Source organism: Cellulomonas sp. Root485 (assembly GCF_001426705.1).
GTDB lineage: Bacteria > Actinomycetota > Actinomycetes > Actinomycetales > Cellulomonadaceae > Cellulomonas.
In genome coordinates this window covers 336,855-356,773 of the sequence record NZ_LMFC01000002.1, presented here as the reverse complement: position 1 = coordinate 356,773, position 19,919 = coordinate 336,855, and the positions used below count along the sequence as shown (strand labels likewise).

General features: G+C 72.9%; 20 protein-coding genes and 1 tRNA gene. 10 read left to right on the top strand and 11 right to left on the bottom strand.

The annotated features are described in order from the left end of the window. Positions 1-89 precede the first annotated feature (89 nt). Together ASD16_RS10360 and ASD16_RS10355 are read left to right on the top strand one after the other, a co-directional pair. Positions 90-767, top strand: coding sequence for a phosphatase PAP2 family protein (locus ASD16_RS10360; protein ID WP_055916506.1), 678 nt, complete (start codon positions 90-92; stop codon positions 765-767). Beyond that, a complete protein-coding gene (locus ASD16_RS10355; protein WP_055916504.1) occupies positions 764-1,507 on the top strand; it encodes a phosphatase PAP2 family protein in 744 nt (247 codons plus the stop codon). Before ASD16_RS10360 ends, ASD16_RS10355 begins: the two co-directional genes overlap by 4 nt. Before the next feature lie 100 nt (positions 1,508-1,607). Here the strand turns inward: ASD16_RS10355 and ASD16_RS10350 are convergent, their stop codons facing one another. Then, a complete protein-coding gene (locus ASD16_RS10350; protein ID WP_055916502.1) occupies positions 1,608-2,117 on the bottom strand; it encodes a hypothetical protein in 510 nt (169 codons plus the stop codon). Between the two features lie 145 nt (positions 2,118-2,262). Next, entirely contained in the window at positions 2,263-2,727 is a 465-nt protein-coding gene (locus tag ASD16_RS10345; protein ID WP_235523234.1) for a helix-turn-helix domain-containing protein, read from the bottom strand. An 83-nt stretch (positions 2,728-2,810) separates the two neighbouring features. Between ASD16_RS10345 and ASD16_RS10340 the strand changes: the two genes are divergently transcribed. Then, positions 2,811-4,031: an MFS transporter gene (locus ASD16_RS10340; protein ID WP_055916498.1), complete on the top strand. Its 1,221-nt coding sequence runs from the start codon at positions 2,811-2,813 to the stop codon at positions 4,029-4,031. 18 nt (positions 4,032-4,049) lie between these two features. On the opposite strand, the gene ASD16_RS10335 is transcribed toward ASD16_RS10340, so the two are convergent. After that, positions 4,050-4,141: transfer RNA gene (locus ASD16_RS10335), tRNA-Ser, on the bottom strand. Between the two features lie 109 nt (positions 4,142-4,250). On the opposite strand from ASD16_RS10335, the gene ASD16_RS10330 reads away from it, so the two are divergent. Further along, entirely contained in the window at positions 4,251-4,514 is a 264-nt protein-coding gene (locus ASD16_RS10330) for an HPr family phosphocarrier protein (protein WP_055916496.1), read from the top strand. Between the two features lie 44 nt (positions 4,515-4,558). Here the strand turns inward: ASD16_RS10330 and ptsP are convergent, their stop codons facing one another. Both ptsP and ASD16_RS10320 read right to left on the bottom strand, forming a co-directional pair. Beyond that, positions 4,559-6,256, bottom strand: a complete 1,698-nt coding sequence (gene ptsP / locus ASD16_RS10325; protein ID WP_055916494.1) for a phosphoenolpyruvate--protein phosphotransferase — start codon at positions 6,254-6,256, stop codon at positions 4,559-4,561. Next, complete coding sequence (locus ASD16_RS10320) at positions 6,253-7,578, bottom strand: PTS transporter subunit EIIC (RefSeq protein ID WP_055916492.1); 1,326 nt, start codon at positions 7,576-7,578, stop codon at positions 6,253-6,255. Before ASD16_RS10320 ends, ptsP begins: the two co-directional genes overlap by 4 nt. A gap of 167 nt (positions 7,579-7,745) precedes the next feature. Between ASD16_RS10320 and ASD16_RS10315 the strand changes: the two genes are divergently transcribed. Genes ASD16_RS10315 through ASD16_RS10295 form a run of 5 tightly spaced genes read left to right on the top strand, consistent with a single transcriptional unit; the run spans position 7,746 to position 10,176 of the window. Next, a complete protein-coding gene (locus tag ASD16_RS10315) occupies positions 7,746-8,525 on the top strand; it encodes a GntR family transcriptional regulator (RefSeq protein ID WP_055916490.1) in 780 nt (259 codons plus the stop codon). Beyond that, positions 8,522-8,767, top strand: coding sequence for a glucose PTS transporter subunit EIIB (locus ASD16_RS10310; protein ID WP_055916488.1), 246 nt, complete (start codon positions 8,522-8,524; stop codon positions 8,765-8,767). The genes ASD16_RS10315 and ASD16_RS10310 overlap by 4 nt, the downstream gene beginning before the upstream one ends. 10 nt (positions 8,768-8,777) lie before the next feature. After that, positions 8,778-9,008, top strand: coding sequence for a glucose PTS transporter subunit EIIB (locus ASD16_RS10305; protein WP_055916486.1), 231 nt, complete (start codon positions 8,778-8,780; stop codon positions 9,006-9,008). Continuing rightward, positions 9,008-9,463 (top strand): PTS glucose transporter subunit IIA, encoded by a 456-nt coding sequence (locus ASD16_RS10300; protein ID WP_055916484.1) that lies wholly within the window; start codon positions 9,008-9,010, stop codon positions 9,461-9,463. Before ASD16_RS10305 ends, ASD16_RS10300 begins: the two co-directional genes overlap by 1 nt. Continuing rightward, entirely contained in the window at positions 9,454-10,176 is a 723-nt protein-coding gene (locus tag ASD16_RS10295; protein WP_055916482.1) for a copper homeostasis protein CutC, read from the top strand. Before ASD16_RS10300 ends, ASD16_RS10295 begins: the two co-directional genes overlap by 10 nt. A 129-nt stretch (positions 10,177-10,305) precedes the next feature. Here ASD16_RS10295 and ASD16_RS10290 read toward each other — a convergent pair whose 3' ends face one another. From ASD16_RS10290 to ASD16_RS10265, 6 genes are all read right to left on the bottom strand, one after another. Beyond that, positions 10,306-11,796: a DUF2252 domain-containing protein gene (locus ASD16_RS10290; protein WP_082570761.1), complete on the bottom strand. Its 1,491-nt coding sequence runs from the start codon at positions 11,794-11,796 to the stop codon at positions 10,306-10,308. 32 nt (positions 11,797-11,828) lie between these two features. Then, positions 11,829-12,350 carry a hypothetical protein gene (locus ASD16_RS10285; protein ID WP_235523232.1) on the bottom strand — a complete coding sequence of 174 codons (522 nt, stop codon included), beginning with the start codon at positions 12,348-12,350 and terminating at the stop codon, positions 11,829-11,831. 86 nt (positions 12,351-12,436) lie between these two features. Next, the gene (locus ASD16_RS10280) at positions 12,437-13,048 is read right to left on the bottom strand and encodes an ATP/GTP-binding protein (RefSeq protein WP_055916480.1); all 612 of its coding nucleotides are present in this window, start codon (positions 13,046-13,048) and stop codon (positions 12,437-12,439) included. Next, the gene (locus ASD16_RS10275; protein WP_055916477.1) at positions 13,029-13,406 is read right to left on the bottom strand and encodes a DUF742 domain-containing protein; all 378 of its coding nucleotides are present in this window, start codon (positions 13,404-13,406) and stop codon (positions 13,029-13,031) included. Before ASD16_RS10275 ends, ASD16_RS10280 begins: the two co-directional genes overlap by 20 nt. 20 nt (positions 13,407-13,426) lie before the next feature. Continuing rightward, entirely contained in the window at positions 13,427-13,876 is a 450-nt protein-coding gene (locus tag ASD16_RS10270; RefSeq protein ID WP_055916474.1) for a roadblock/LC7 domain-containing protein, read from the bottom strand. An 85-nt stretch (positions 13,877-13,961) separates the two neighbouring features. Next, positions 13,962-18,608 (bottom strand): ATP-binding protein, encoded by a 4,647-nt coding sequence (locus tag ASD16_RS10265; RefSeq protein WP_162250294.1) that lies wholly within the window; start codon positions 18,606-18,608, stop codon positions 13,962-13,964. 251 nt (positions 18,609-18,859) lie between these two features. Between ASD16_RS10265 and ASD16_RS10260 the strand changes: the two genes are divergently transcribed. After that, on the top strand, positions 18,860-19,840 hold the full coding sequence (locus tag ASD16_RS10260; RefSeq protein ID WP_055916470.1) for an NAD(P)H-quinone oxidoreductase: 981 nt from the start codon (positions 18,860-18,862) through the stop codon (positions 19,838-19,840). Positions 19,841-19,919 lie beyond the last annotated feature (79 nt).

Below are 19,919 nucleotides of genomic sequence, written 5' to 3'. Positions count from 1 at the left end.
AACCCGCGCGCCGACCACGACCGGGTGACGTCCACCACCCGACGACTGCCCAACGAGCCGAGAACCCCGCGGTCTCCTAGCCTGCGGGGATGCCTCAGCCCCCGCTGCGTCGCCGTGCCCTCCTGCGGGCGGTCGCCTTCGGAGCGGGAGTGTCGGTGCCCGTCGCCGTCCTCGCCTACCTCGTCCGCGCGGAGGCGCCGGGGCTCTCGCGGGTCGACGAGGAGACGATCGTCGTCGCGACCTCGTTCACCCGCGAGCACCCCGGGTTCCTCCACGCACTCGCGGTGTGGCAGGAGCTGCTGCAGCCGATCTGGGTCAACCTGGCCGTGGGCCTGGTCTGCCTGCGGCTCTGGCGGCGGCACGGGCTGCCGACGCGCGCGTTGTGGGCGTTCCTCACGGTCATGGTCGCGTGGGTGCTGCAAGCCGGCGCGAAGGGGCTCGTCCAGCGGGCGCGGCCCGTGGTGGAGGACGCGCTCGAGCACGCGCCGGGGTCGAGCTTCCCCTCCGGCCACGCGATGAACACCGCCGCCGCGGCCCTGACGACCACGTTGCTCCTCTGGCCGCTGCTCGGGCCGCGCGGCCGGGTCGTCGTCCCGGTCGTCGCCGGCACCGTCACGCTGGCCACCGCCGCGGACCGCGTCCTGCTCGGTGTGCACCACCCGTCCGACGTGATCGCGGGCGTGCTGCTCGGCACCGCGGTCGTCGGCGCCTCCGCGATCGGCTACCAGGGCTGGGGACCACGGCCCTCGACACAAGGACCCTCATGACCCTGCTCGTCGGCGAGACGAGGAGCCACGGCTCCGTCCACACGTTCGTGCACCGCTACGAGATCGACAGGTCCGTGCCCACCTTCGGGTCCGCATGCCGTGACCTGGCGCGGCGGGCGATCCTTCCCGCGGCGCTCTGGTGGCTGGTGATGGTCGGGATCGGCCTCCTGATCGTCGGGCCGCTCGGTGACCTGCCGGCCGAGACCGGCGTCGACCGGTGGTTCGAGGCGCGCCGCACCGCAGGTCTCAACACCCTCACGCTGGTGCTGTCGGACCTCGGGCAGACCCAGTTCGCCATCGCCGCGTGCGTGCTGGTGGTCGCGCTGTTCTGGTGGCGGACCAGGCAGTGGTGGCTGGCGGTCGTGCCGGCGATCGCGCTCGGGATGCAGGCGGTCCTCTTCTTCACGTCGTCGCTGCTCGTCGGCCGCGGACGTCCCGACGTCGGCCTGCTGGACGACTCGCCCCCGACCACGGCCTTCCCGAGCGGGCACACCAGCGCCTCGGCGGCGCTCTACGTGTCGCTCGCCCTGCTGTGCCAGCGGATCACCCGGCCGTGGCTGCGGTGGGGGCTGACGGTGGTCTGCCTCCTCGTGCCGTGCGCGGTCGCGACAGCGCGCCTCTACCGCGGGATGCACCACCCCACGGACGTCGTCGTCGGTCTGGCGAACGGTGTCGTCTGTGCGCTGCTCGCGTGGTGGTACCTCCGCCGGGACGTCGAGCTCGCTCCCGGCGGGCCGTGAGCCGGACGAGCAATCGGGCGTGCGGACGAGCCAACCGCCCGGCCTCAGCGGCCGCGCCTGGTCACGAGGAAGAGGTCCGCCAGCACTGCCGCCGTCACCACTAGTTCCTCTCGTCCTCAGGGGTGAGGTTCTCGAGGCTGATGCGTCCCTGCCACAGCCACACGAGCGTCGGTCTGGGATCGATTCCGGTCATGTATCCCAACAGGGTCGGTTGCCGATCCCAGCCCTCGAGGAACGGACCGAGCCACTGCAAGGCGGGAAGAATGGCGTCGGGCCAGGACTTGATCCCCCAGCGACAGCTGAGGACCCACGTTCCCATTGCTGACCACGCCAGCTGCGCATGCGGAGTGGTTCCCACACTCATCGACGTGCTCAACCACAACGGCCAGTTGTGCATCCACGGCTCCGGGTCGGCGGCCGGGTCGCTCACCTCGTCGGTGGGTTCCCAATCCCCCCAGTCCTCGTCCTGAACAGGATGCGGCGCGGGCAGCTCGGGTGCTTCGGGGTTGCCAGGGGCGGCCTTGGCGAGTGCGGAGAACGCCGCGAGCACATGGTCCGGGGTGTCGGGTGTGAACGTGAGCTGCAGGACGACCTCGGTGTACGAACCCATGCGCGAAACCTAGATGAGCGGATCCTTCCTGCGCACCGCCCTCCTCCCGGACGCGGACATCACCGGCAGTGGGTCAGCGGTCGACGTGGGCGGGAGATCTCGGCCCCGGTCCTGCTAGTCCCCCGTGGCGCGCAGACGTCCGTCGCTAGAACCGCTCGGCTCCCGGCCCCCGCACGAGCCCCACGTCGCGCGCCTGCACCTCGCGCCCGTCGTCGGTGAGGAACGCCATCCGCACCGACGCCCCCGTGGCCGCCTCGACCGGGAGCGCGGCGGGACCGAAGCCCGTGGGCCGGTGCTCGTCGCCCCAGTCGCGGATCGCGACCAGGACCGGTGCGAGATCGCGGCCCGCGTCCGTCAGCACGTACTCCTCGCGCTCGCGCTCCCCGGCCTCGCGGTAGGCGCGGCGCTCGAGGATGCCGTTCTCGACCAGCGCGTTCAGACGGTCGGCGAGCACGTCCGGCGCGATCCCGAGACGCTCCCGGAACTCCGCGAAGCGGGTCCGACCCTTGAAGGCCTCGCGGACGATCAGCAGGGTCCACTTCTGGCCCAGGATCTCGAGGCCGCGGGCGATCGAGCAGCGGCTGTCGACGGCGGTGAGCGAGCGGGTCACGACGCCGATCATACGCCCTGCATTGGCGAAACCTAGTCAGAGTGCTAGGTTGGCCGAACCTACTCAGTACCCCGGGAGACGACGTGCCCCAGCTCGACCGCCGCGCAGGCTTCTGGACCGCCGCTCTCGTCGCCGGCCTCGCCCTCTGGGCCAGCGGCGCCCCGACCGTCGTCTACCCGCTCTACGCCCACGAGTGGGGCCTGACGCCGGCGACGACGACCCTGATCTTCGCGGTCTACCCGCTGGTGCTCGTCCCGGTCCTCGTCCTGTTCGGCAATCTGTCGGACGTCATCGGCCGTCGCGCCACCATGCTGTACGGCCTCGCCGCGCTCGGGCTCGGGGCGCTCGCGTTCGGGCTCGCCCCGGACCTCGCCTGGGTGCTGGTCGGGCGTGCGCTCATGGGTGTCGGCGTCGGCCTCTCGCTGAGCCCTGCGACGGCGGCCATGATCGAGTTCAGCAGCCCCGGTCAGCAGGCGCGGGCGAGCTCGGCCACGACCGCGGCGACGGCCACGGGCCTCGCGCTCGCCACGCTCGTGGGCGGCGCGCTCGTGCAGTACGGGCCGTGGCCCACGCACCTCACGTTCTGGGTGCTCGTCGTGGTCACCGCCGTGAGCGCCGTCCTGGTCTGGCTGCTCCCCCGGCACACGCGCGACGAGACCGCGGGCCCGTGGCGACCGCGCAGGCCCCACGTCCCGCGCGACGCCCGCGCGCCCTTCGTCGCCGGCACGCTCGCGGTCAGCGGCGCCTACGCGATGGGCGCGATCTTCCTGGCGCTCGGCGCCCAGATCGCCCGGGACCTCGTGCGGTCGGACGACGCCTTCGTCGGCGGCGCGATCATCTCCGTGTCCGCAGTCGTCATCGGCGTCGTCGCGGTGCTGGCCCGGCGCCTGGCCCCGCGCACAGCCGTGACGATCGGGCCGCCTGCCGCAGCCCTCGGCCTCGCCCTCCTGATCAGCGCCGGGCTGGCCCACTCGCTCCCGCTCTTCCTCGCCTCGTCGGTCGTCGCGGGCGCCGGCTACAGCCTCCTGTTCTCCGGCGGCCTCGGTCTGGTGACGCTCAGTGCGCCCGTGCACCACCGCGCGGCCGTGCTGTCCGCGGCCTACGTCGTCGCCTACGTCCTCCAGGCGGCTGCCGCGCTCGGCATCGGCGCCCTCGCCACGAGCTCCACCCTGCTGCGCGCGCTGGAGATCGGCTCGCCACTGGTGCTGGCCCTGGGCGTCGCGGGCCTGGTGGTCGCCCGGATCGGGCACCGCGCGGGAGCCGCGAACACCGTCCGTCCGGCTGCCGAGCCCGTCCCGCGCTGACCTGCGTTCCTCACAGGGCGGAGGGCGTGGGATTCGAACCCACGAGAACGGGGTTGTCCCGCTCCAACGGTTTTCAAGACCGTCTCTTTCGGCCGCTCAGACAGCCCTCCCGTGCGGGACGAGCCCGCAGCGGCACGAGTCTCCCACAAGCACTCGCGCAGACATGGTCTAGACCAGTAGGGTCGAGCGCGTCATCGTCGACCAGCCAGGAGGCAGGCCATGCAGCGTTCCGTCGTCGTCGCACTTCCCGAGGGGCTGCACGCGCGCCCCGCCGCCCAGTTCGTCGCGGCGGCCGGCAGGCTCCCCGCGAAGGTCACCATCGCGAAGACCGGGGGAACGCCCGTCGCGACCGCGTCGATCCTCGCGATCATGACGCTGGGTGTCGGGTCCGGCGACGAGGTCGTGCTGGCCACCGCCGACGACGACGCCGACGCGGCCGCGTCGATCGACGTGCTCGAGCAGTTCCTGCAGCAGACGGCCTAGAAGGCGGCCGGGCTCGAAGGCGGCCGCGCACGAAGGCGGTCGGCCTAGAGGCCTGTCGCCTCCAGCACGTCCCCGAGCGCGGCCCGTACGGCTGACCGCGCCTCGTCGGCAGTCCGTTGGGCGAGCGCCAGCGCGGCGAGCGACCGGCACTCCTCCAGCGTGACCGACGCAAGCACCGCACCCACGTCGGGAAGCGCCCGCGCCGTCATCGACAGCGACGTGACGCCGAGCCCGACGAGGACGGGTGCGAGTGCCGGGTCGGCCGCGGCCTCGCCGCAGACCCCGACAGGTCGGTCCCGGGCCAGACCGCCCGCGCAGGCGAGCTGCACGAGCGAGAGCACGGCCGGCTGCCACGGCGTCGAGAGCTGCGCCAGCCCGGCGAGCTCCCGGTCGGCCGCCATCGCGTACTGCGTGAGGTCGTTGGTGCCGAGGCTGGCGAACTGCGCGCGGTCGAGCAGGTCGGCGGCGCGGAGGGCGGCGGCGGGGACCTCGACCATGATCCCGGCGTGCGGCAGCCCGTGGCCGGCGCAGCGGTCGACGAACGCGTCCGCCTCGTCGGCCGTCGCGACCATCGGCGCCATGACCCAGACGTCCGCCGACGACGCCGCCGCGGCCTGCGCGATCGCGGCGAGCTGGTCGTCGAGCACGGCCGGGTGCGCCCAGGAGGTGCGCAGGCCCCGGACCCCCAGCGCCGGGTTGGGCTCGCCCGCGGCCGTCACGAAGGGCAGGGGCTTGTCGGCACCGGCGTCGAGCGTGCGGATCACGACGCGTCGCCCGGGGAACGCGTCGAACACCCGCGCGTAGGCCGTGACCTGCTCCGCGATGCTCGGCGGCGTGGTCCGGCCGAGGAACCCGAACTCGGTGCGGAACAGCCCGATCCCCTCGGCGCCGGTGTCCGCCGCGGCGGCCGCTCCGGCGGGGTCGCCGACGTTGGCCAGCAGCGCGACGCGGTGCCCGTCGGCGGTGCGCCCGGGGTGCTCCAGCCGGGTCGGACGGGGGCGGGCGTGCGCGGCGCGGTCGACCGCCTCCGCCGACGGGTGCCGGACGACGTCGCCGGTCGACCCGTCGACGAGCACGGTCTCCCCGTCGGCGATGTCGAGCGCCCCGGCCACCGCGACGACGCACGGGATGCCGAGCGACCGCGCCAGGATGGCGGTGTGCGCGGTCGGTCCGCCACCGGCCGTGACGATCGCGAGGACGTGCGCCGGGTCCAGCCGTGCGGTGTCGGCGGGGGCGAGATCCCGCGCCACCAGCACGAACGGCGTCCCCGGGTCCGGCACGCCCGGCGCCCGCAGGCCGAGCAGCTCCGCGATGATCCGGTCGCGCACGTCCTGCACGTCGCGCGCCCGGTCGGCGAACATCCCGCCCAGGGCCCTGAGCTGCTCCGCGACCAGCTCGGCCGCGTCCCACACCGCCCTCGCGGGCGTGGACCGGGTCTCGACCACCCGCCGCCGGGCCTCGTCGGCGAGCGAGGGGTCGGCGGCCATCGCCGCGGTGACCGCGAGGATGTCCGCCGCCTCCCCGCTCGCCGCGTCGGCGGCGCGGGCCAGGGTGTCGCGGACCCGTGCCGCCGCCTGGTCGACCGCGGTCGCCGCCGCCTCCAGGTCCGTGCCCGGAGCCGACGGCTCGGGCGACGGCGCCGGCGGGGCGTCGGGCATGCGCGCCACGACACCTGCCCGACGTCCTGGGCTGACCCCGATCCCGGTCAGGGTCAGCGGGGCGGCGACGACCGCGGAGGTCATCGGGCGGACGCCTTCTCGTCGGCCGCCTCGGGCGTCTTCTCCGCGGGAGGCTGGTCCTCGAGGGTCGGGGTCGTCGACGGGTCGTCGTCGTCCTCCCGGCCAGGCGTCCGCAGCTGCCAGCGCGTGATGACGAACCGGAACAGGAAGTAGTAGACGGCGGCGTACCCGAGGCCGACGACGATGAGGAGCAGCGGCATCGTCGCGATCCGGAAGTTCAGCAGGTAGTCGATGGCGCCCGCCGAGAACCCGAAGCCGTCCTTGATGCCCAGGGCGTTGACCAGCGCGAGCGACGTGCCCGTCAGGATCGCGTGGATGACGTAGAGGGGGTAGGCGACGTAGACGAACGCGAACTCGAGCGGCTCGGTGACGCCCGTGACGAACGAGACCAGCGCCGCGGAGCCCATGATGCCCGCGATGACCTTGCGGTTCTTCGCCTTGGACGTGTGCACGATCGCCAGGGCGGCCGCGGGGAGCGCGAACATCATGATCGGGAAGAACCCGGTCATGAAGGTGCCGGCCGTCGGGTCGCCGTGCAGGAAGCGCGCGATGTCACCGTGCCAGACGTCCCCGTTGGTGTCGGTGTAGGAGCCGAACTGGAACCACGGCAGCGAGTTCAGCAGGTGGTGCAGGCCGATGGGGACCAGCAGGCGGTTCATGGTGCCGTAGACGAAGGCGCCGAGGATCGTCGAGCTGGTGACCCAGTCGCCGACGGCGGTGAAGCCGCTGTTGAACGCGGGGTAGATCAGCGCGCCGGCGACGGCGACGAGGATCGCGGCGCCGGCCGTGACGATCGGTACGAACCGACGGCCGCCGAAGAACGCCAGGTACGCGGGCAGCTTGATCCGGTAGTACTTCTGGAACAGCAGCGCCGCGACGAGGCCCATGACGATGCCGCCGAGGACGCCGTAGTTGATGACCTCCTGCGTCTCGCCCTCGCCCGCCTTCTCCAGCACGTACGGGGAGAGCGCGGTGCAGACCCCGTTGAACACGAGGTAGCCGATGACGGCCGCGAGAGCCGTGGAACCGTCGGACTTGCGGGCGAAGCCGACCGCGACGCCGACGGCGAACAGCAGCGCGAGGTTGGCGAACAGCGCGTTGCCCGCGGCGCCGAGCACGTCGGCGACCGGGAGCATCCAGGGCAGGTGGGCGCCGAGACCGTCGGCGCCGAGCATGTCCGGCTGGCCGAGCCGCAGCAGCAGCGCGGCGGCCGGGAGGGAGGCGATCGGCAGCATGAGCGAGCGGCCGATGCGCTGGAGCTGGGCGAGGCCGGGGAAGCCCCGCTTCTCGGTGGACGCCGGGGCGTCCGCGGTGGCGGTGGTCATGGAGCACTCCTCGTTGGGTGTCCTGGGATGCTTCTGAGGGGGAAAGTTCCAGACAGTCACGATGTCTGGTCTGGACCAGTTGCGAGCAGACTGGTCTAGACCTCATGATGTGTCAAGGGTCACGTCGAGACGGCGACGACCGTCGCCTCACAAAGGAGTGGCCGCGCGTGGACGAGTCGGAGCAGGGCAGCGCGCACAAGTACCTGACGGTGCGCGACCACCTGGTCACCCTCGTCGCGCAGGAGCTCCAGGTCGGCGACGCCATCCCGTCCGAACGCCACCTCAGCCAGCAGTTCGGCCTGTCCCGGATGACCGTGCGGCAGGCCGTCGACACGCTCGTGACCGACGGCGTCCTGGTGCGCGAACAGGGGCGCGGCACGTTCGTCGCCCCGCAGCGCATGGACTTCGAGATGCGGCTGACCACGTTCGGCGAGGAGATGCGCCGACGCGGCATGGAACCCGCGACCACCGTGCTGGCCGCCCAAGTCGTCTCCGCGACCCCCGACGTCGCCACCGCGCTCGAGCTCGAGCCGCGTCAGAAGGTGCACTTCCTCTACCGGGTGCGCAGCGCGGACGGCGTCCCCATCTGCATCGAGCAGGCCTGGGTGCCTGTCGCCCTGGCGCCCACCCTCTTCGACGACGGGCCCCCGGCGAGCATGTACGAGGCGCTGCGGGAGCGCGGGCTGGCCCCCGAGTGGGGCGAGGACACGCTGTCCGCCGACGAGGCCACCGACACCGAGGCGTCGCTGCTCGGGCTCGGCGACGCGCGTGCCGTGCTGCGTGCCGAGCGCCGCACCTACTCCGTCGACAGCGCGACGATGTTCTCCCGCGCCTGCTACCGCGCCGACCGCTACAGCGTCTGGGTGCCCCTGCGCGCCCCGCGGCCCGCCCTGGTCCCCCGGCGACGCACCGAGCTCACCGCACCCACCCCAGGAGGACGGCAATGAGGCCGCAGAGCAGAGACCAGGCCGCCGCGATCCTCGCCGCGCTCGGCGGGGTCGACAACATCGACGAGATCGAGCCGTGCACCACGCGCCTGCGCTCGCTCGTGCGCGACGCCAGCCGCGTCGACGCCGCCGCGCTGCGTGCCGCCGGCGCGTTCGGCGTGATGATCTCCGGACGCGTGGTCCAGGTGGTGGTGGGGCCGCACGTCGACCTCATCGCCACCGATCTCGACGAGCTGATGTGAGGAGCAGGACATGACGAAGGCAGAACAGATCCTCGCGGCGCTCGGTGGGGACGCCAACGTCCTCGACCTCGAGCCGTGCATCACGCGCCTGCGCGTCGAGGTGGAGAACCCCGCGCTCGTCGACGAGCCCGGGCTCAAGAAGGCCGGCGCCATCGCCGTCGTGCGGTCCGGTGTGGCCGTCCAGGTGATCGTCGGACCCGAGGCCGACACGCTCGCCTCCGACATCGAGGACCTGCGCTGATGACGACCCTGACCGTCCTGTCCCCCGTGAGCGGTCAGGTCCTGGGCCTGTCCGAGGTCGCCGACCCCGTGTTCTCCGCCGAGCTCGTCGGCCCCGGCCTCGCGCTCGACCCGCCGCTCGCCGCCGGCTCGGAGGTCATCTCCCCCATCGGCGGCACCATCGTGAAGCTCCACCCGCACGCGTTCGTCGTGCAGCACGAGGACGGCCGGGCGGTGCTGGTCCACCTCGGCATCGACACGGTCGAGCTCGGCGGAGCCGGGTTCACGCTGCACGCCGCGGAAGGAGCGGTCGTCTCCGCGGGGCAGGTCGTCGTGAGCTGGGACCCGTCCGCGCTGGGCGGGCGCTCCCCGGTCTGCCCGGTCGTGGGCCTCGAGGCAGGTGCCGACGACCTCACCCGGCTCGCGCGACCCGGCGACACCGTCGCCGCGGGCGAGCCGCTCCTGTCGTGGGCGTGACCCTCCTCGAGATCGCCGTCCAGGACGTCGCCGGGGCGGTCCTGGCCGCCGACCTCGGAGCCGACCGGCTCGAGCTGTGCGCCGCGCTCGCCGCGACCGGGGGCCTGACGCCGAGCATCGGGCTCCTCGACGCCACCGTCGCCGCACTGCCGCCGCACGTCGGGGTGCACGTGCTCGTCCGGCCCCGCGCCGGGTCGTTCGTCTACACCGCCGACGAGCTCGACGTGCAGGTCAGGGACGTGCGCGCAGCCGTGCGTGCCGGCGCGGCCGGGGTCGTCGTCGGGGCGCTGACCGCCTCGGGCGCGGTGAACCGTGGCGCCGTCTCCCGGCTGGTCGATGCGGCCGACGGGCGCGAGGTCACGTTCCACCGGGCGCTCGACACCGTCCCCCTGCTGGCGGGTGCCCTGGACGACCTCGCCTCGCTCGGCGTCGTCCGCGTGCTCACCTCCGGCGGTGCCGCGGCGAGCATCGACGGCGTCGACCGGCTGGCGTCCACCGTCACGCTCGCGGGCGGGCGCCTCCAGGTCATGGCCGGCGGCGGCGTGCGGCCTGCGGACATCCCCGCGCTCGTCGCCGTCGGGGTCGACGCCGTGCACCTGTCCGCCAGCCGGCACGTCGACGAGTCCGGGGGACCCGGCGGCGGTACCTCCGGCTACACGACGACGGACCCGGCGCTCGTGTCGGCAGCGGCCGCGGCGCTCCGCCGAGACTGACCTCACGACGTCCGCACTCGCGCACCCCTGAACCCACAGGAGCGCGGACGCTACGGCGCCCCACGCTCGGGCGTCCGCACTCGTGCGCCCCCGAGCCCGCGGGAGTGCGGACGTCGTGGAGCTCGAGGTTCAGATCCCGTGCACCGCCGCGAGACGGCCGGAACCGATGGCAGCCACGAGAGCCGCGTGATCCGACTCGTTGCGGTCGGCGTACGCGGCCGCGTAGTCGGCGAACGCCTCGTCGGCCGCCTTCGACCCGCCGAGGTAGGACGCGATGGCCACCCGGTCCCCCGACCGTGCGTGCGCACGTGCCAACGTCCACGCGCACAGTCCGCCGTACCGGCTGAAGCCCTCGGGCCGCATCTCCTCGATGACCGCCGACCCCTTCCAGTCGCGCAGCTGCCGGACGTAGAAGTCGCGCTGGACGCCGTCGATCCCGTGCGTCCGCTGCCAGCCGAGCATCGCGTCGCTCGCCGCCTGCATGAGCCGCTGGCCCTCGACCACCCGCTGCCCCGACTGCGTGTACTCGCTCGCCCCGAGGAACTGCTCGAGCACCGAGGCCTGCGCCTCCTTGGCCTGCAGGATCATGTGGTCACTGTCGTCGGCGCCCTCGAGCAGCAGGATCCACGCCCGTGTACCGACACTGCCCACCCCCACGACCTTGCGGGCCATGTCCACGAGCCGGTACTGCCCGACGAGGTGCCGGCGGTCCGGTTGGAGCGTCGACTGGTACGCCCGCACGAGCTCGCTCATCGCGTCCCGGAACACCCGGGCACCGTCACCTAGCAGCTCCTCCAGCGTCTGCACCAGCGGCGGGTCGGACAGGAACCGTCGCCGGCCGTCCACGACCTCCGTGAGCTTCTCCACCGACCGCAGGTGGTCCCGGCTACGCGCCTTCTTCACGGTCGACGCCGTCGTCCTCGACTGCGCCTTCCCCAACGACCCCCCGTGCTCCCGCAGGAAGTCGTCGACGTCGAGCCGGGCGTACCAGACGTCGATGTTCGGCCGCGCCGCGAACTCCCGGATCGCCGTCCGGTAGGACTTCGCGACGTCGGTCGCGATCTTCCGGCGCTCCTTGGCGCCCGCCCCGATGCTGCGCGCGGCGATCTCGACGCTCGCCAGCAGCCGCTTGACATCCCACTCGAACGGGCCGGGGAGCGTCTCGTCGAAGTCGTTCAGGTCGAAGAGCAGCCGGCGCTCGGGGGTGCCGTAGAGACCGAAGTTCGACATGTGCGCGTCACCGCACAGCTGCACGTCGAGCCCCGAGTCCGGGGTCGCAGCGAGGTCGGAGGCCATGAGCAGCGCCGCGCCACGGTAGAACGCGAACGCGGAGGACGACATCCGCCCGTACCGCAGCGGGAGCAGCTCGGTCACCCGGGACAGGCCCTGGGACACCAGCTGGTCGACCGGGTCGGGGCGCTTCGTCGTCGTCCCGATGTCCGCGAGGGCCTCGCGCGGGAGCAGCACCCGGGCGGCCGATCCTCTGGCCTCACGCTCGTTGCGGCTCAGGAGGTGCACCTGGTTCGGGGCTCGACGCCGGGTCGGCGTCAGCGGCGGGGCGGGACCGACAGCTCCGGGATCGAGCACCGTCGAGGCCTGTGTACCGCCGTCGTCCGTCATGCTCCGAACCTAGGCTCGTGGAGCCGCCGTGCCTAGCCTTCGCGCTCCCACCAGGACGAAGGCCACCCCGGGGACACCACGGTGAGCCCGTGCAGGGCGGACACCTGGGCCAGCTGGACCTCGTACGTCGCGACGCTGGAGACGTCCGGGTGCGCGAGGGCAGCCCCGATGTGCAGCGCGACGAACGGCGGGAGGACGCCCGACACCTTCGTCGCCGCCTTCAGCGTCTGATCGGAGAAGCGGATCACCTCGACACGCTCCTCGACGTCGTGCGCGACTCCCGTCGCCTCGACCCCGCGCGGTTGTGCGACGCGTCGCAGCTCGGTCAGGCCGAGCGGTGTGGTCACCAGCTGCGACTCGTGCTCGGCGGTCCACGCGAGCCACTGCTCACGGCACGGTGCACCGACGAGGTACCGCGACAGCGCCGAGCCGTCGGCGTACACCCGCGACACCCGAGGGGGTGGCGCGACCGGGCGCATCGCGTCGTCACCCGCCGGCCGCGGCTGCGGCAGCACGCCGCCACCACCTCGCGGGAGCGGTGACGGGACGGGCATCTCACCATGATCGCTCACGGCGTCGGGGAACGACGGCGGCCGGCCCCCCTGCAGGGGCCGGCCGCGGTCGGGTGAGACCTGTGTGGTCACCGGCTGCGCAGACGCTCCATCGCGAGCTGCACGAGGGAGATCAGGGCCTGCTTGGTTGCCGCACGCGAACGGGCGTCCGTGTACAGCACCGGCACGTGCGCCGGGATCGCGAGCGCCTCACGGACGTCGTCCAGCTGGTGCTTGGCGACGCCGTCGAAGCAGTTGACACCCACGACGAACGGGATGCCACGGCTCTCGAAGTAGTCCACGGCCGGGAAGCACTGGTCGAGCCGGTCGGTGTCGACCAGGACGACGGCGCCGATGGCACCGCGGACCAGGTCGTCCCACATGAACAGGAACCGGTCCTGGCCAGGGGTACCGAACAGGTAGAGCCAGAGCGACCCCGGCAGGGCGATGCGACCGAAGTCCATCGCCACCGTGGTGGTGGTCTTGCGGTCGGACACACCGCCGGCGTCGTCGACGCCGACCGAGTGCTCGGTCATCGCGGCCTCGGTGTTGAGGGGCTCGATGTCCGAGATGGAGCCGATGAAGGTCGTCTTGCCGACGGCGAAGCCGCCGGCGACGACGATCTTGACGACTGTGGGAGCGACGCTTCCTGCCGTGCCCGCCGGAGCGGCCACAGCGGCGTCAGAGGGCGGAAATGCCATTGAGAACACTCTCCAGCACGCTGAGGGACAGGGCAGGCGATTCACCGGTGTTGACCTCGACCGGCTGTGAGGTGTGCACACGCACGTACTGCTGGTCGGCGAGGTCGGACACGAGGATCCGGATCACACCGAGCGGCAGGTGGAGCAGAGCAGAAAGCTCGGCGACCGAGATGTAGTTGGACGCGGCGTGCTGGAGGATCGCCCGCTTCTCAGGCGGAAGACCCTGGCTCGTCACGGCACCCGGCATTGCCTCGACCAGCGCCTCGAGAGGCAGGTCGGAGCGCGCCGAGCGCACGCGGCCACCGGTCACGGCATAGGGCCGGACCGTTCTGGCCTCGTACTCGATGTGCTCGCTCATGGTTCAGACTCCCCGTGGCCTCAGGCCACCGGGGCGCGGGTGGCGCCGTCGATAGGGAGCTGGCCACGCATCTCGGAGATGAGCTGCGGGGTGAGGGTCGCTTCGGTACGAGAGACGAGCATCGCCATCTCGTAGCCGATGAGGCCCACGTCGCAGCTCGACTCCGCGACCACGGCGAGGACGGAGCCGTTCGAGACGCTCATGAGGAAGAGGAACAAGTTGTCCATCTCGATGATCGCCTGACGCACCTCCCCCGCACGGAGCTGGCGCGCGGCGCCTCGGGTCAAGCTAGACATCCCGGAGACGATGGCCGCGAGCTGGTCGCCGCTGGTGCGGTCGAGCTGCTCGGACATCGCCATGAGAAGACCGTCCGCAGACACCACGAGTGTGTGGCGAGTGCCGGGCACGGTCCGGACGAAGTTGTCCAGGAGCCAGCCGAAGTTGGCTGCCTCGGTGCTGAGCGCGGTCACACTTCCTCCTTGCTGGTGCAGTCGATGACTGCGGGGTCAGACGCCACCATGGCGGTGACGACGGTTGTGGGGTCTGGGGCAGTCATCAGCTCACGCCGTTCTGGCCGGACGGGTCCTCCGTGGCACGACGGCCACGAGAGGTCCCGGACTGGAAGCTCGACAGACGCGACCGGAGCTGGTCCGCATCACGCTGCACGGGCTTCCCTTCGTCCTCGGTGACGGTCGTCGCCGGGACAGCTGTGGGGACTCGCTTGGTGAGGCGCTCCGCGTTGCCACCCGAGGCGGCCGGCCGGTAGGCCGACAGCTGGGAGAGCTCGGAGAGTGCCTGCTCCTGGATGTCCGAACGGAGGGCCAGCATCGCTGCCACCTCGTCGTCGAGCGTGCCGACCCGGGGTGCCACCGACGGCGGCAGCGCGGGCTGCGGGACCGTCTGCGACGGCGCAGCGTTGCTGCCGGGCCGTGCGGCCCACTCGGGCGGAGCCCACGTCCCTGCCGACACGGGCTCCAGCGGGGCCGGAGCGTGCGGCGCGGGAGCGGCCGGTGCCGACCAGGTGGTCGACGCCATCCACGACTGCGACGAGTCGGCACCCGTGGGCGACTGCGGGGCGGCGGAGTCCGCCGTCCACGCCGAGGTCCGCACGGGGGCGACCTGGGCGGCGGGGGCGGGCGCGCTCTGCACCGGGACGGGTCCGGAGACCTCCGGAGCGCCGTCGTCACCCTTCTTCCGCCCGAACAGGCCCCACTTGCGGCGGCCCTTGGCGTCGTCCGACTGCGGCTGGACGACCTCGGCGAACGGAGCCTGGGCGGCCGGAGCTGCCTGGGCGGGTGCGGTCGGGGCCCACGCCGGGGCCGCGGCGGCCTCGGGTGCGGCGTACGCGACCGGGGCCTCCTGGTAGACGGGTGCCTGCGGTGCGCGCTCCGGCTCGACGGCTGCAGCGACCTCGACCGGTGTGAACACCTGCGTCGGAGCCTCGACCTGCTGGGGGGCCTGGAACGTCGGCCACGCCGGCGCCGCCTCCTGCGCGGGAGCTGCCCACTGGGGAGCCTCCTCGACGACAGGCTCCGGTGCGACGTAGGACGCGACGGGGGCGTCGCCGGACGGCTCGGGCTCGAGGTAGACGCGCTGGAACGCGACACCGTCGACGACCGCGACCTCAGGCTCGACCTCGGGCTCGACCTCGACCTCGGCAGCAGCTTCGGCCGGCTGCTCGGCCCACTCGGGCGACTGCCAGGTCGGCGGCTCCCAGGCGGGGACGGGCCAGGCGGCGTCGTCGACGGCCGGGGCCGGCTCCTCGACGGGCTCAGCAGGCGCCTCGACCGGCGCGGCAGCTGCGACGGCAGCCTCCGGGACGATCGGCATGGCGCCCGTGTGCCAGGCACGGGCCTCGTCGAGCAGGCGGTCCGACGGCTGGTACGCGTCCGCGGCGGGAGCGCCCCAGCCGGCGTAGCCGCTGTAGGACGTGAAGGTCCGGACGGGCGCGGCCGGTGCGACCGGTACGGCGGCCGCAGGAGCTGCGACCTCCTCCTCCGGCGCCGGGGCGGCGGAGCGCGACGTCAGGGCGGCGGGGGCGTCGTCGCCGACGACCGGTGCCTCCCAGCCGGGCTCGTCGTCGACGGCCGTCTGGTCCCAGGCGGACGCGGCGGCGGCGGGCGCCTCCCAGGTGGGCGTCTCGGCGACGACCGGTGCGTCCCAGGCAGGAGCCTGCGTGAAGGTCTCCGCGCCGGTCTCGGCAGCGGGGAGCACGTCCCAGGCGGGAGCCTCGGCAGGGGTCTGGTCAGCGGTGTCGTCCCAGACGGGGGTCTGCGACGTGGTGGAGTCCTGCCAGACGGGAGCGTCGGCGACGGGAGCACCCCAACCGGGAGTCTCGTCGGCGGGCGCCTCCCACGCAGCGGTCTCGGCGGCGGGAGCCTCCCACGCAGCGGTCTCGGCGGCGGGGGCCTCCCACGTCGGGACCTCGGCGACGGGCGCCTCCCAGACGGGGACCTCGGCCGCGACGGCCTCGGCGACAGGGGCGTCCCAGGCGGGCGCCTCCCAGGCCGCGGCCTCGGCAGCCGGAGCCTCGACCTGCGCGGTGTCCCAGGCGGGCGTCGGCTCCCAGGCGGGTGCCTCGTCCTGCACGGGGGCCGCCTCGGCCTGCACGGCAGCCGCAGCGGACGCGACGTTCTGCGCCTCGCGGTTCTCGGCCTCCTGCGCCTCCCACGAGTCGTCGTCGTCCGCGAGCTGCGGGACGACCATCGGCTCGACGGGCGCGGCGTGGGCACCGCTCGACATCCACGGTGCGCGGACGGCGTTGGACTGCGCGGGCAGCTGTGCGCGCTCCTGGTCCTCGGACTGCAGGCCCGGGACGACGAGGTTCTCGCCGGTGTCGGTGGACGTGGCCTCGGTGCGGCCGCGGAAGCCGGAGAAGAGACCGGCACGGGCCGCGGGCGCGGGGGCAGGGGCGGGGCCGCTCGGAGCCGGCTCCTCGGGCTTGGCCCAGGCGGACGTCGAGGCGCGGCTGCGGCTCGGCAGACCACCCTTGAGGGGCGCGACCGTCGCGGGCTTCCAGTCGGAGCCTGCCGCGGAGATCTCGGGGGCGATGTGGCCGTCAGGGGCCTCGGGCAGGACGAGGTTGTCCTCGTCGAACGTCTTCTTCGACCGGCTCGGCAGACCCGTGGACTGCGCCAGCTCCGTGACGGGGATGGGGCCGACGGGCTCGTCGGAACCGTCGTCACGACGGCGGCGGTGCGGCAGACCGAGCGAGGTCTGGCCGTCCGTCAGCGCGGCGAGGTTGACCTCCTCGACGACGGGCGCCTCGATCTGCGGCAGGCCCGGGTCGTTGCGCTGTGCGGCCAGGGCGGCGGGCGCCCCGTTGCCGTACAGGTTGGTCTCCGTCATCACGAACAGCGTGGCGGGGAACCGGACGATCGTCTCGGTACCGGTGCCGTGCGCGGCCTTGAGCAGCCGCACGTCGGCACCGAGGCGCTGGGCGATGCGGCCGACGACGAAGAGGCCGAGGCGCTGGTTGCCCAGGGAGTCGCTGGCGGACGTCGAGATGATCTTCGAGTTCGCGGCCTCGAGCTCCACGTCGCTCATGCCCAGGCCCTGGTCGAGGATGCGGACGACCACGAACTGGCCCGAGACACCGGTGGTGACCGTGACGGGCGTCTCCGGCTCGGAGAAGATCGTCGCGTTCTCGAGGAGCTCGGCGAGCATGTGCGCGGCGCCGAGGGCGTTGAAGCCGTGCATGTGCGGGTCGACCTGCAGGTCGAGCTCGACCCGGTCGTACTGCTCGATCTCCGAGGAGGCCGTGCGGACGACGTCGGACAGCGGCATGGCGTCGCGCAGACGACGACCGGAGTCGATGCCGGCGAGGACGAGGAGGGACTCCGCGTTACGACGCATGCGGGTGGCGAGGTGGTCGAGGCGGAACAGGTTCGCCAGGGTGCTCGGGTCTTCCTCGGCACGCTCCAGGGAGTCGATGAACGACAGCTGGCGGTTGAGGAGGACCTGGTCGCGGCGGGCGACGTTGACGAACATCTCCGCGATGGAGCCACGCAGCGCGGCCTGCTCCTGGGCGACCTGGACCGTGGTCGAGTTCACCGAGTTGAAGGCTGCGGCCAGCTGGCCGACCTCGTCGCGGGACGTCACCGGGATGGGCGCCAGGGTGATCTCCGGACCCTCACCGGGGATGGCCACCTGCTCGACCAGTCGCGGCAGCTGCTCGCGGACGTCGGCGGCAGCCTTCGTCAGGCGGCGCAGCGGGACGACGATCCCTCGGGCGACGAGGAGGGCGAAGAAGAGGGAGGCGACGAGGGCCGCGACCACGATGCCGATGGTGACGAGAGCCTGGGCCTGGGCCTCGTCCGCCGAGGCGGAGGCGACCTTGTGGGCCTCGTCCAGCACGCCGGTGTTGAGCTCGGAGAGGCTGACCAGCTGCTGCTGGATCTCACCGACGTACGCGACGGGGTCGATCAGCGCGAAGCCGGCCGGGTTGCCCTGCTGGAGGGGCGCCCGCATCCGGGTGAAGTTGGAGGTCGGGTCCTTGGTCGGCATGACCAGGGAGTCGACGCCGAGCGCGTCCATCGCGGCGTGCGAGCGGGCGCGGGCCAGCTCGGTGGCGGCGGTCTGCGTGTCGTACTGGCGGACCGAGGCAGGGGCCGGCGCGCGGGTGCCGAGGAGCGCGATGCCGTCGATCATCTCGACGACCAGGTTGTCGGCGGTGGTGCCGATCTCGCGGTAGGCGGTGACGTACTGCGCCAGGTCGCGGTTCTCGAGGCTGTTGGCGACCTGCTCCATGAGGCTGAGCTGGCCCTCGATGATCGCGGCGTAGTTGTTCTCGAGCTGGGCCCGCTGCGACTTGATGTCGACGCCAGTACGGACGGCGGGGAGCATCGTGTTGTGCGCGAGCTGCACCTCGACGAACCGGTCGACGACCGGCTGCGGGAACTGGCTGAGGTCGAGCTTGGCCGTGATGGGCCGGACCGCGTTCAGCGCGGCGTCGGTCTGGGCACGCGCTGCGGCGATGTCTTCCGCGGAGCCGCCGTTGAGCGACAGGAGCCGCTCGGCCTGCAGCGAGCTCGACACGGGGGTGTACGCCTGCAGCGTCGTGATCACGCTGTCGGCGGCCTTGGCGTACCGCAGCTCCTGGATGGCGTTCCACGAGATGAACCCACCGGCTGCGAGCAGCACGATCATGGGGACGGCAAGGACAGCCATCACTTTGGCGCGGATGCCGAGCCGTCGCAGCATGTCGTTCCCTTCCGTGTTCCGGCAACGGGTGTTGCCACCATTCGTACCGGTCGTGCTGTCCCGGTCAGTTGACCGATGAGGTGTCCCGTTGGCGTTCATCGGCTGTTGGACACCAGACCATTAGCCAACGGCAGAGTTTGCCATGGACCTCACCCCCCCGGATACGGCGACATGACACCCCGTTCGGGTGTCATGTGCTAGCAACGAGGCTGACTGCGTCGGCGGAGTGCTCCCGGGTTTACTGTGCGGACGTGCGAGCGGTCGTCATCACAAAGCCGGGCGATCCGGACGTCCTCGCCGTGCAGGACGTCCCTGACCCCGTGGCGGGACCGCGCGACCTGATCGTGAGGGTCGCAGCGGCCGGCGTCAACAGGGCCGACCTGCTGCAGCGGGCAGGGCACTATCCGCCTCCGGCGGGAACGCCCGCCTGGCCCGGTCTCGAGGTCTCGGGCACCGTCGTCGCGCGCGGGCTGGCACTGGGTCCCGACGACCCGCAGGTCGGGGACCGGGTCGCCGCCCTGCTCGCGGGCGGCGGCTACGCAGAACAGGTCGCCGTCCCGGTCGGGCTCGCGCTGCGCCTGCCCGACGACCTGTCGACCGTCGACGCCGCCGCGCTGCCCGAGGGCCTGGCGACCGTGTGGTCGAACCTGCGCGCCGCCCGGCTGACGCCCGGCGAGATCCTCCTCGTCCGAGGCGGCTCGGGCGGGGTCGGCACCGTCGCGGTCCAGCTCGCCCGCGCCCTGGGCACACGCGTCCTGGCGACCGCCGGCGGCCCGGAACGCACCGCTCGGGTCCTCGCGCTGGGTGCGGACGCGGCGCTCGACCACCACGAGCCCGGGCTGGTGGACCGCCTGCTCGCCGCGACCGACGGGCACGGTGCCGACGTCGTGCTCGACGTGCTGGGCGGCGGCGGCCTGGCGGAGAACCTGGCGATGCTCGCCGACGACGGACGCCTGGTGGTCATCGGGATGCAGCAGGGGCGACGCGGTGAGCTGGACCTGTCGGTGCTGCTGGCCAAGCGGGCGAGCGTGCTGGGCACGATGCTCCGCTCCCGCCCGCTCGAGCAGAAGGTCGCGATCATGGACGGGGTCCGTCGGCACGCGTGGCCGTTCGTCGAGGACCGGTGGGTGCGGCCGGTGGTGCACGCCCGCCTCGGGTTCGACCAGGCCGCCGACGCGCACCGCCTGCTGGAGTCGGGCGAGGCCTTCGGCAAGGTCCTCCTGATCCCCTGACCCCTGCTTCCGCCGCGCGACGTCCGCACATTCGAGCGTCCCGACGACCGAATGTGCGGACGCTACGGGTGTGGGAGTG

What these genes read in the sequence shown, in the direction of transcription:
- ASD16_RS10350 (WP_055916502.1), bottom strand. Translation starts at nt 2,117, where the DNA reads ATGGGTTCGTACACCGAGGTCGTCCTGCAGCTCACGTTCACACCCGAC.
- ASD16_RS10265 (WP_162250294.1), bottom strand. Translation starts at nt 18,608, where the DNA reads ATGCTGCGACGGCTCGGCATCCGCGCCAAAGTGATGGCTGTCCTTGCC.
- ASD16_RS10305 (WP_055916486.1), top strand. Translation starts at nt 8,778, where the DNA reads ATGACGAAGGCAGAACAGATCCTCGCGGCGCTCGGTGGGGACGCCAAC.
- ASD16_RS10310 (WP_055916488.1), top strand. Translation starts at nt 8,522, where the DNA reads ATGAGGCCGCAGAGCAGAGACCAGGCCGCCGCGATCCTCGCCGCGCTC.
- ASD16_RS10300 (WP_055916484.1), top strand. Translation starts at nt 9,008, where the DNA reads ATGACGACCCTGACCGTCCTGTCCCCCGTGAGCGGTCAGGTCCTGGGC.
- ptsP (WP_055916494.1), bottom strand. Translation starts at nt 6,256, where the DNA reads ATGACCTCCGCGGTCGTCGCCGCCCCGCTGACCCTGACCGGGATCGGG.
- ASD16_RS10280 (WP_055916480.1), bottom strand. Translation starts at nt 13,048, where the DNA reads ATGGCATTTCCGCCCTCTGACGCCGCTGTGGCCGCTCCGGCGGGCACG.
- ASD16_RS10290 (WP_082570761.1), bottom strand. Translation starts at nt 11,796, where the DNA reads ATGACGGACGACGGCGGTACACAGGCCTCGACGGTGCTCGATCCCGGA.
- ASD16_RS10275 (WP_055916477.1), bottom strand. Translation starts at nt 13,406, where the DNA reads ATGAGCGAGCACATCGAGTACGAGGCCAGAACGGTCCGGCCCTATGCC.
- ASD16_RS10320 (WP_055916492.1), bottom strand. Translation starts at nt 7,578, where the DNA reads ATGACCACCGCCACCGCGGACGCCCCGGCGTCCACCGAGAAGCGGGGC.
- ASD16_RS10360 (WP_055916506.1), top strand. Translation starts at nt 90, where the DNA reads ATGCCTCAGCCCCCGCTGCGTCGCCGTGCCCTCCTGCGGGCGGTCGCC.
- ASD16_RS10355 (WP_055916504.1), top strand. Translation starts at nt 764, where the DNA reads ATGACCCTGCTCGTCGGCGAGACGAGGAGCCACGGCTCCGTCCACACG.
- ASD16_RS10330 (WP_055916496.1), top strand. Translation starts at nt 4,251, where the DNA reads ATGCAGCGTTCCGTCGTCGTCGCACTTCCCGAGGGGCTGCACGCGCGC.
- ASD16_RS10285 (WP_235523232.1), bottom strand. Translation starts at nt 12,350, where the DNA reads ATGCCCGTCCCGTCACCGCTCCCGCGAGGTGGTGGCGGCGTGCTGCCG.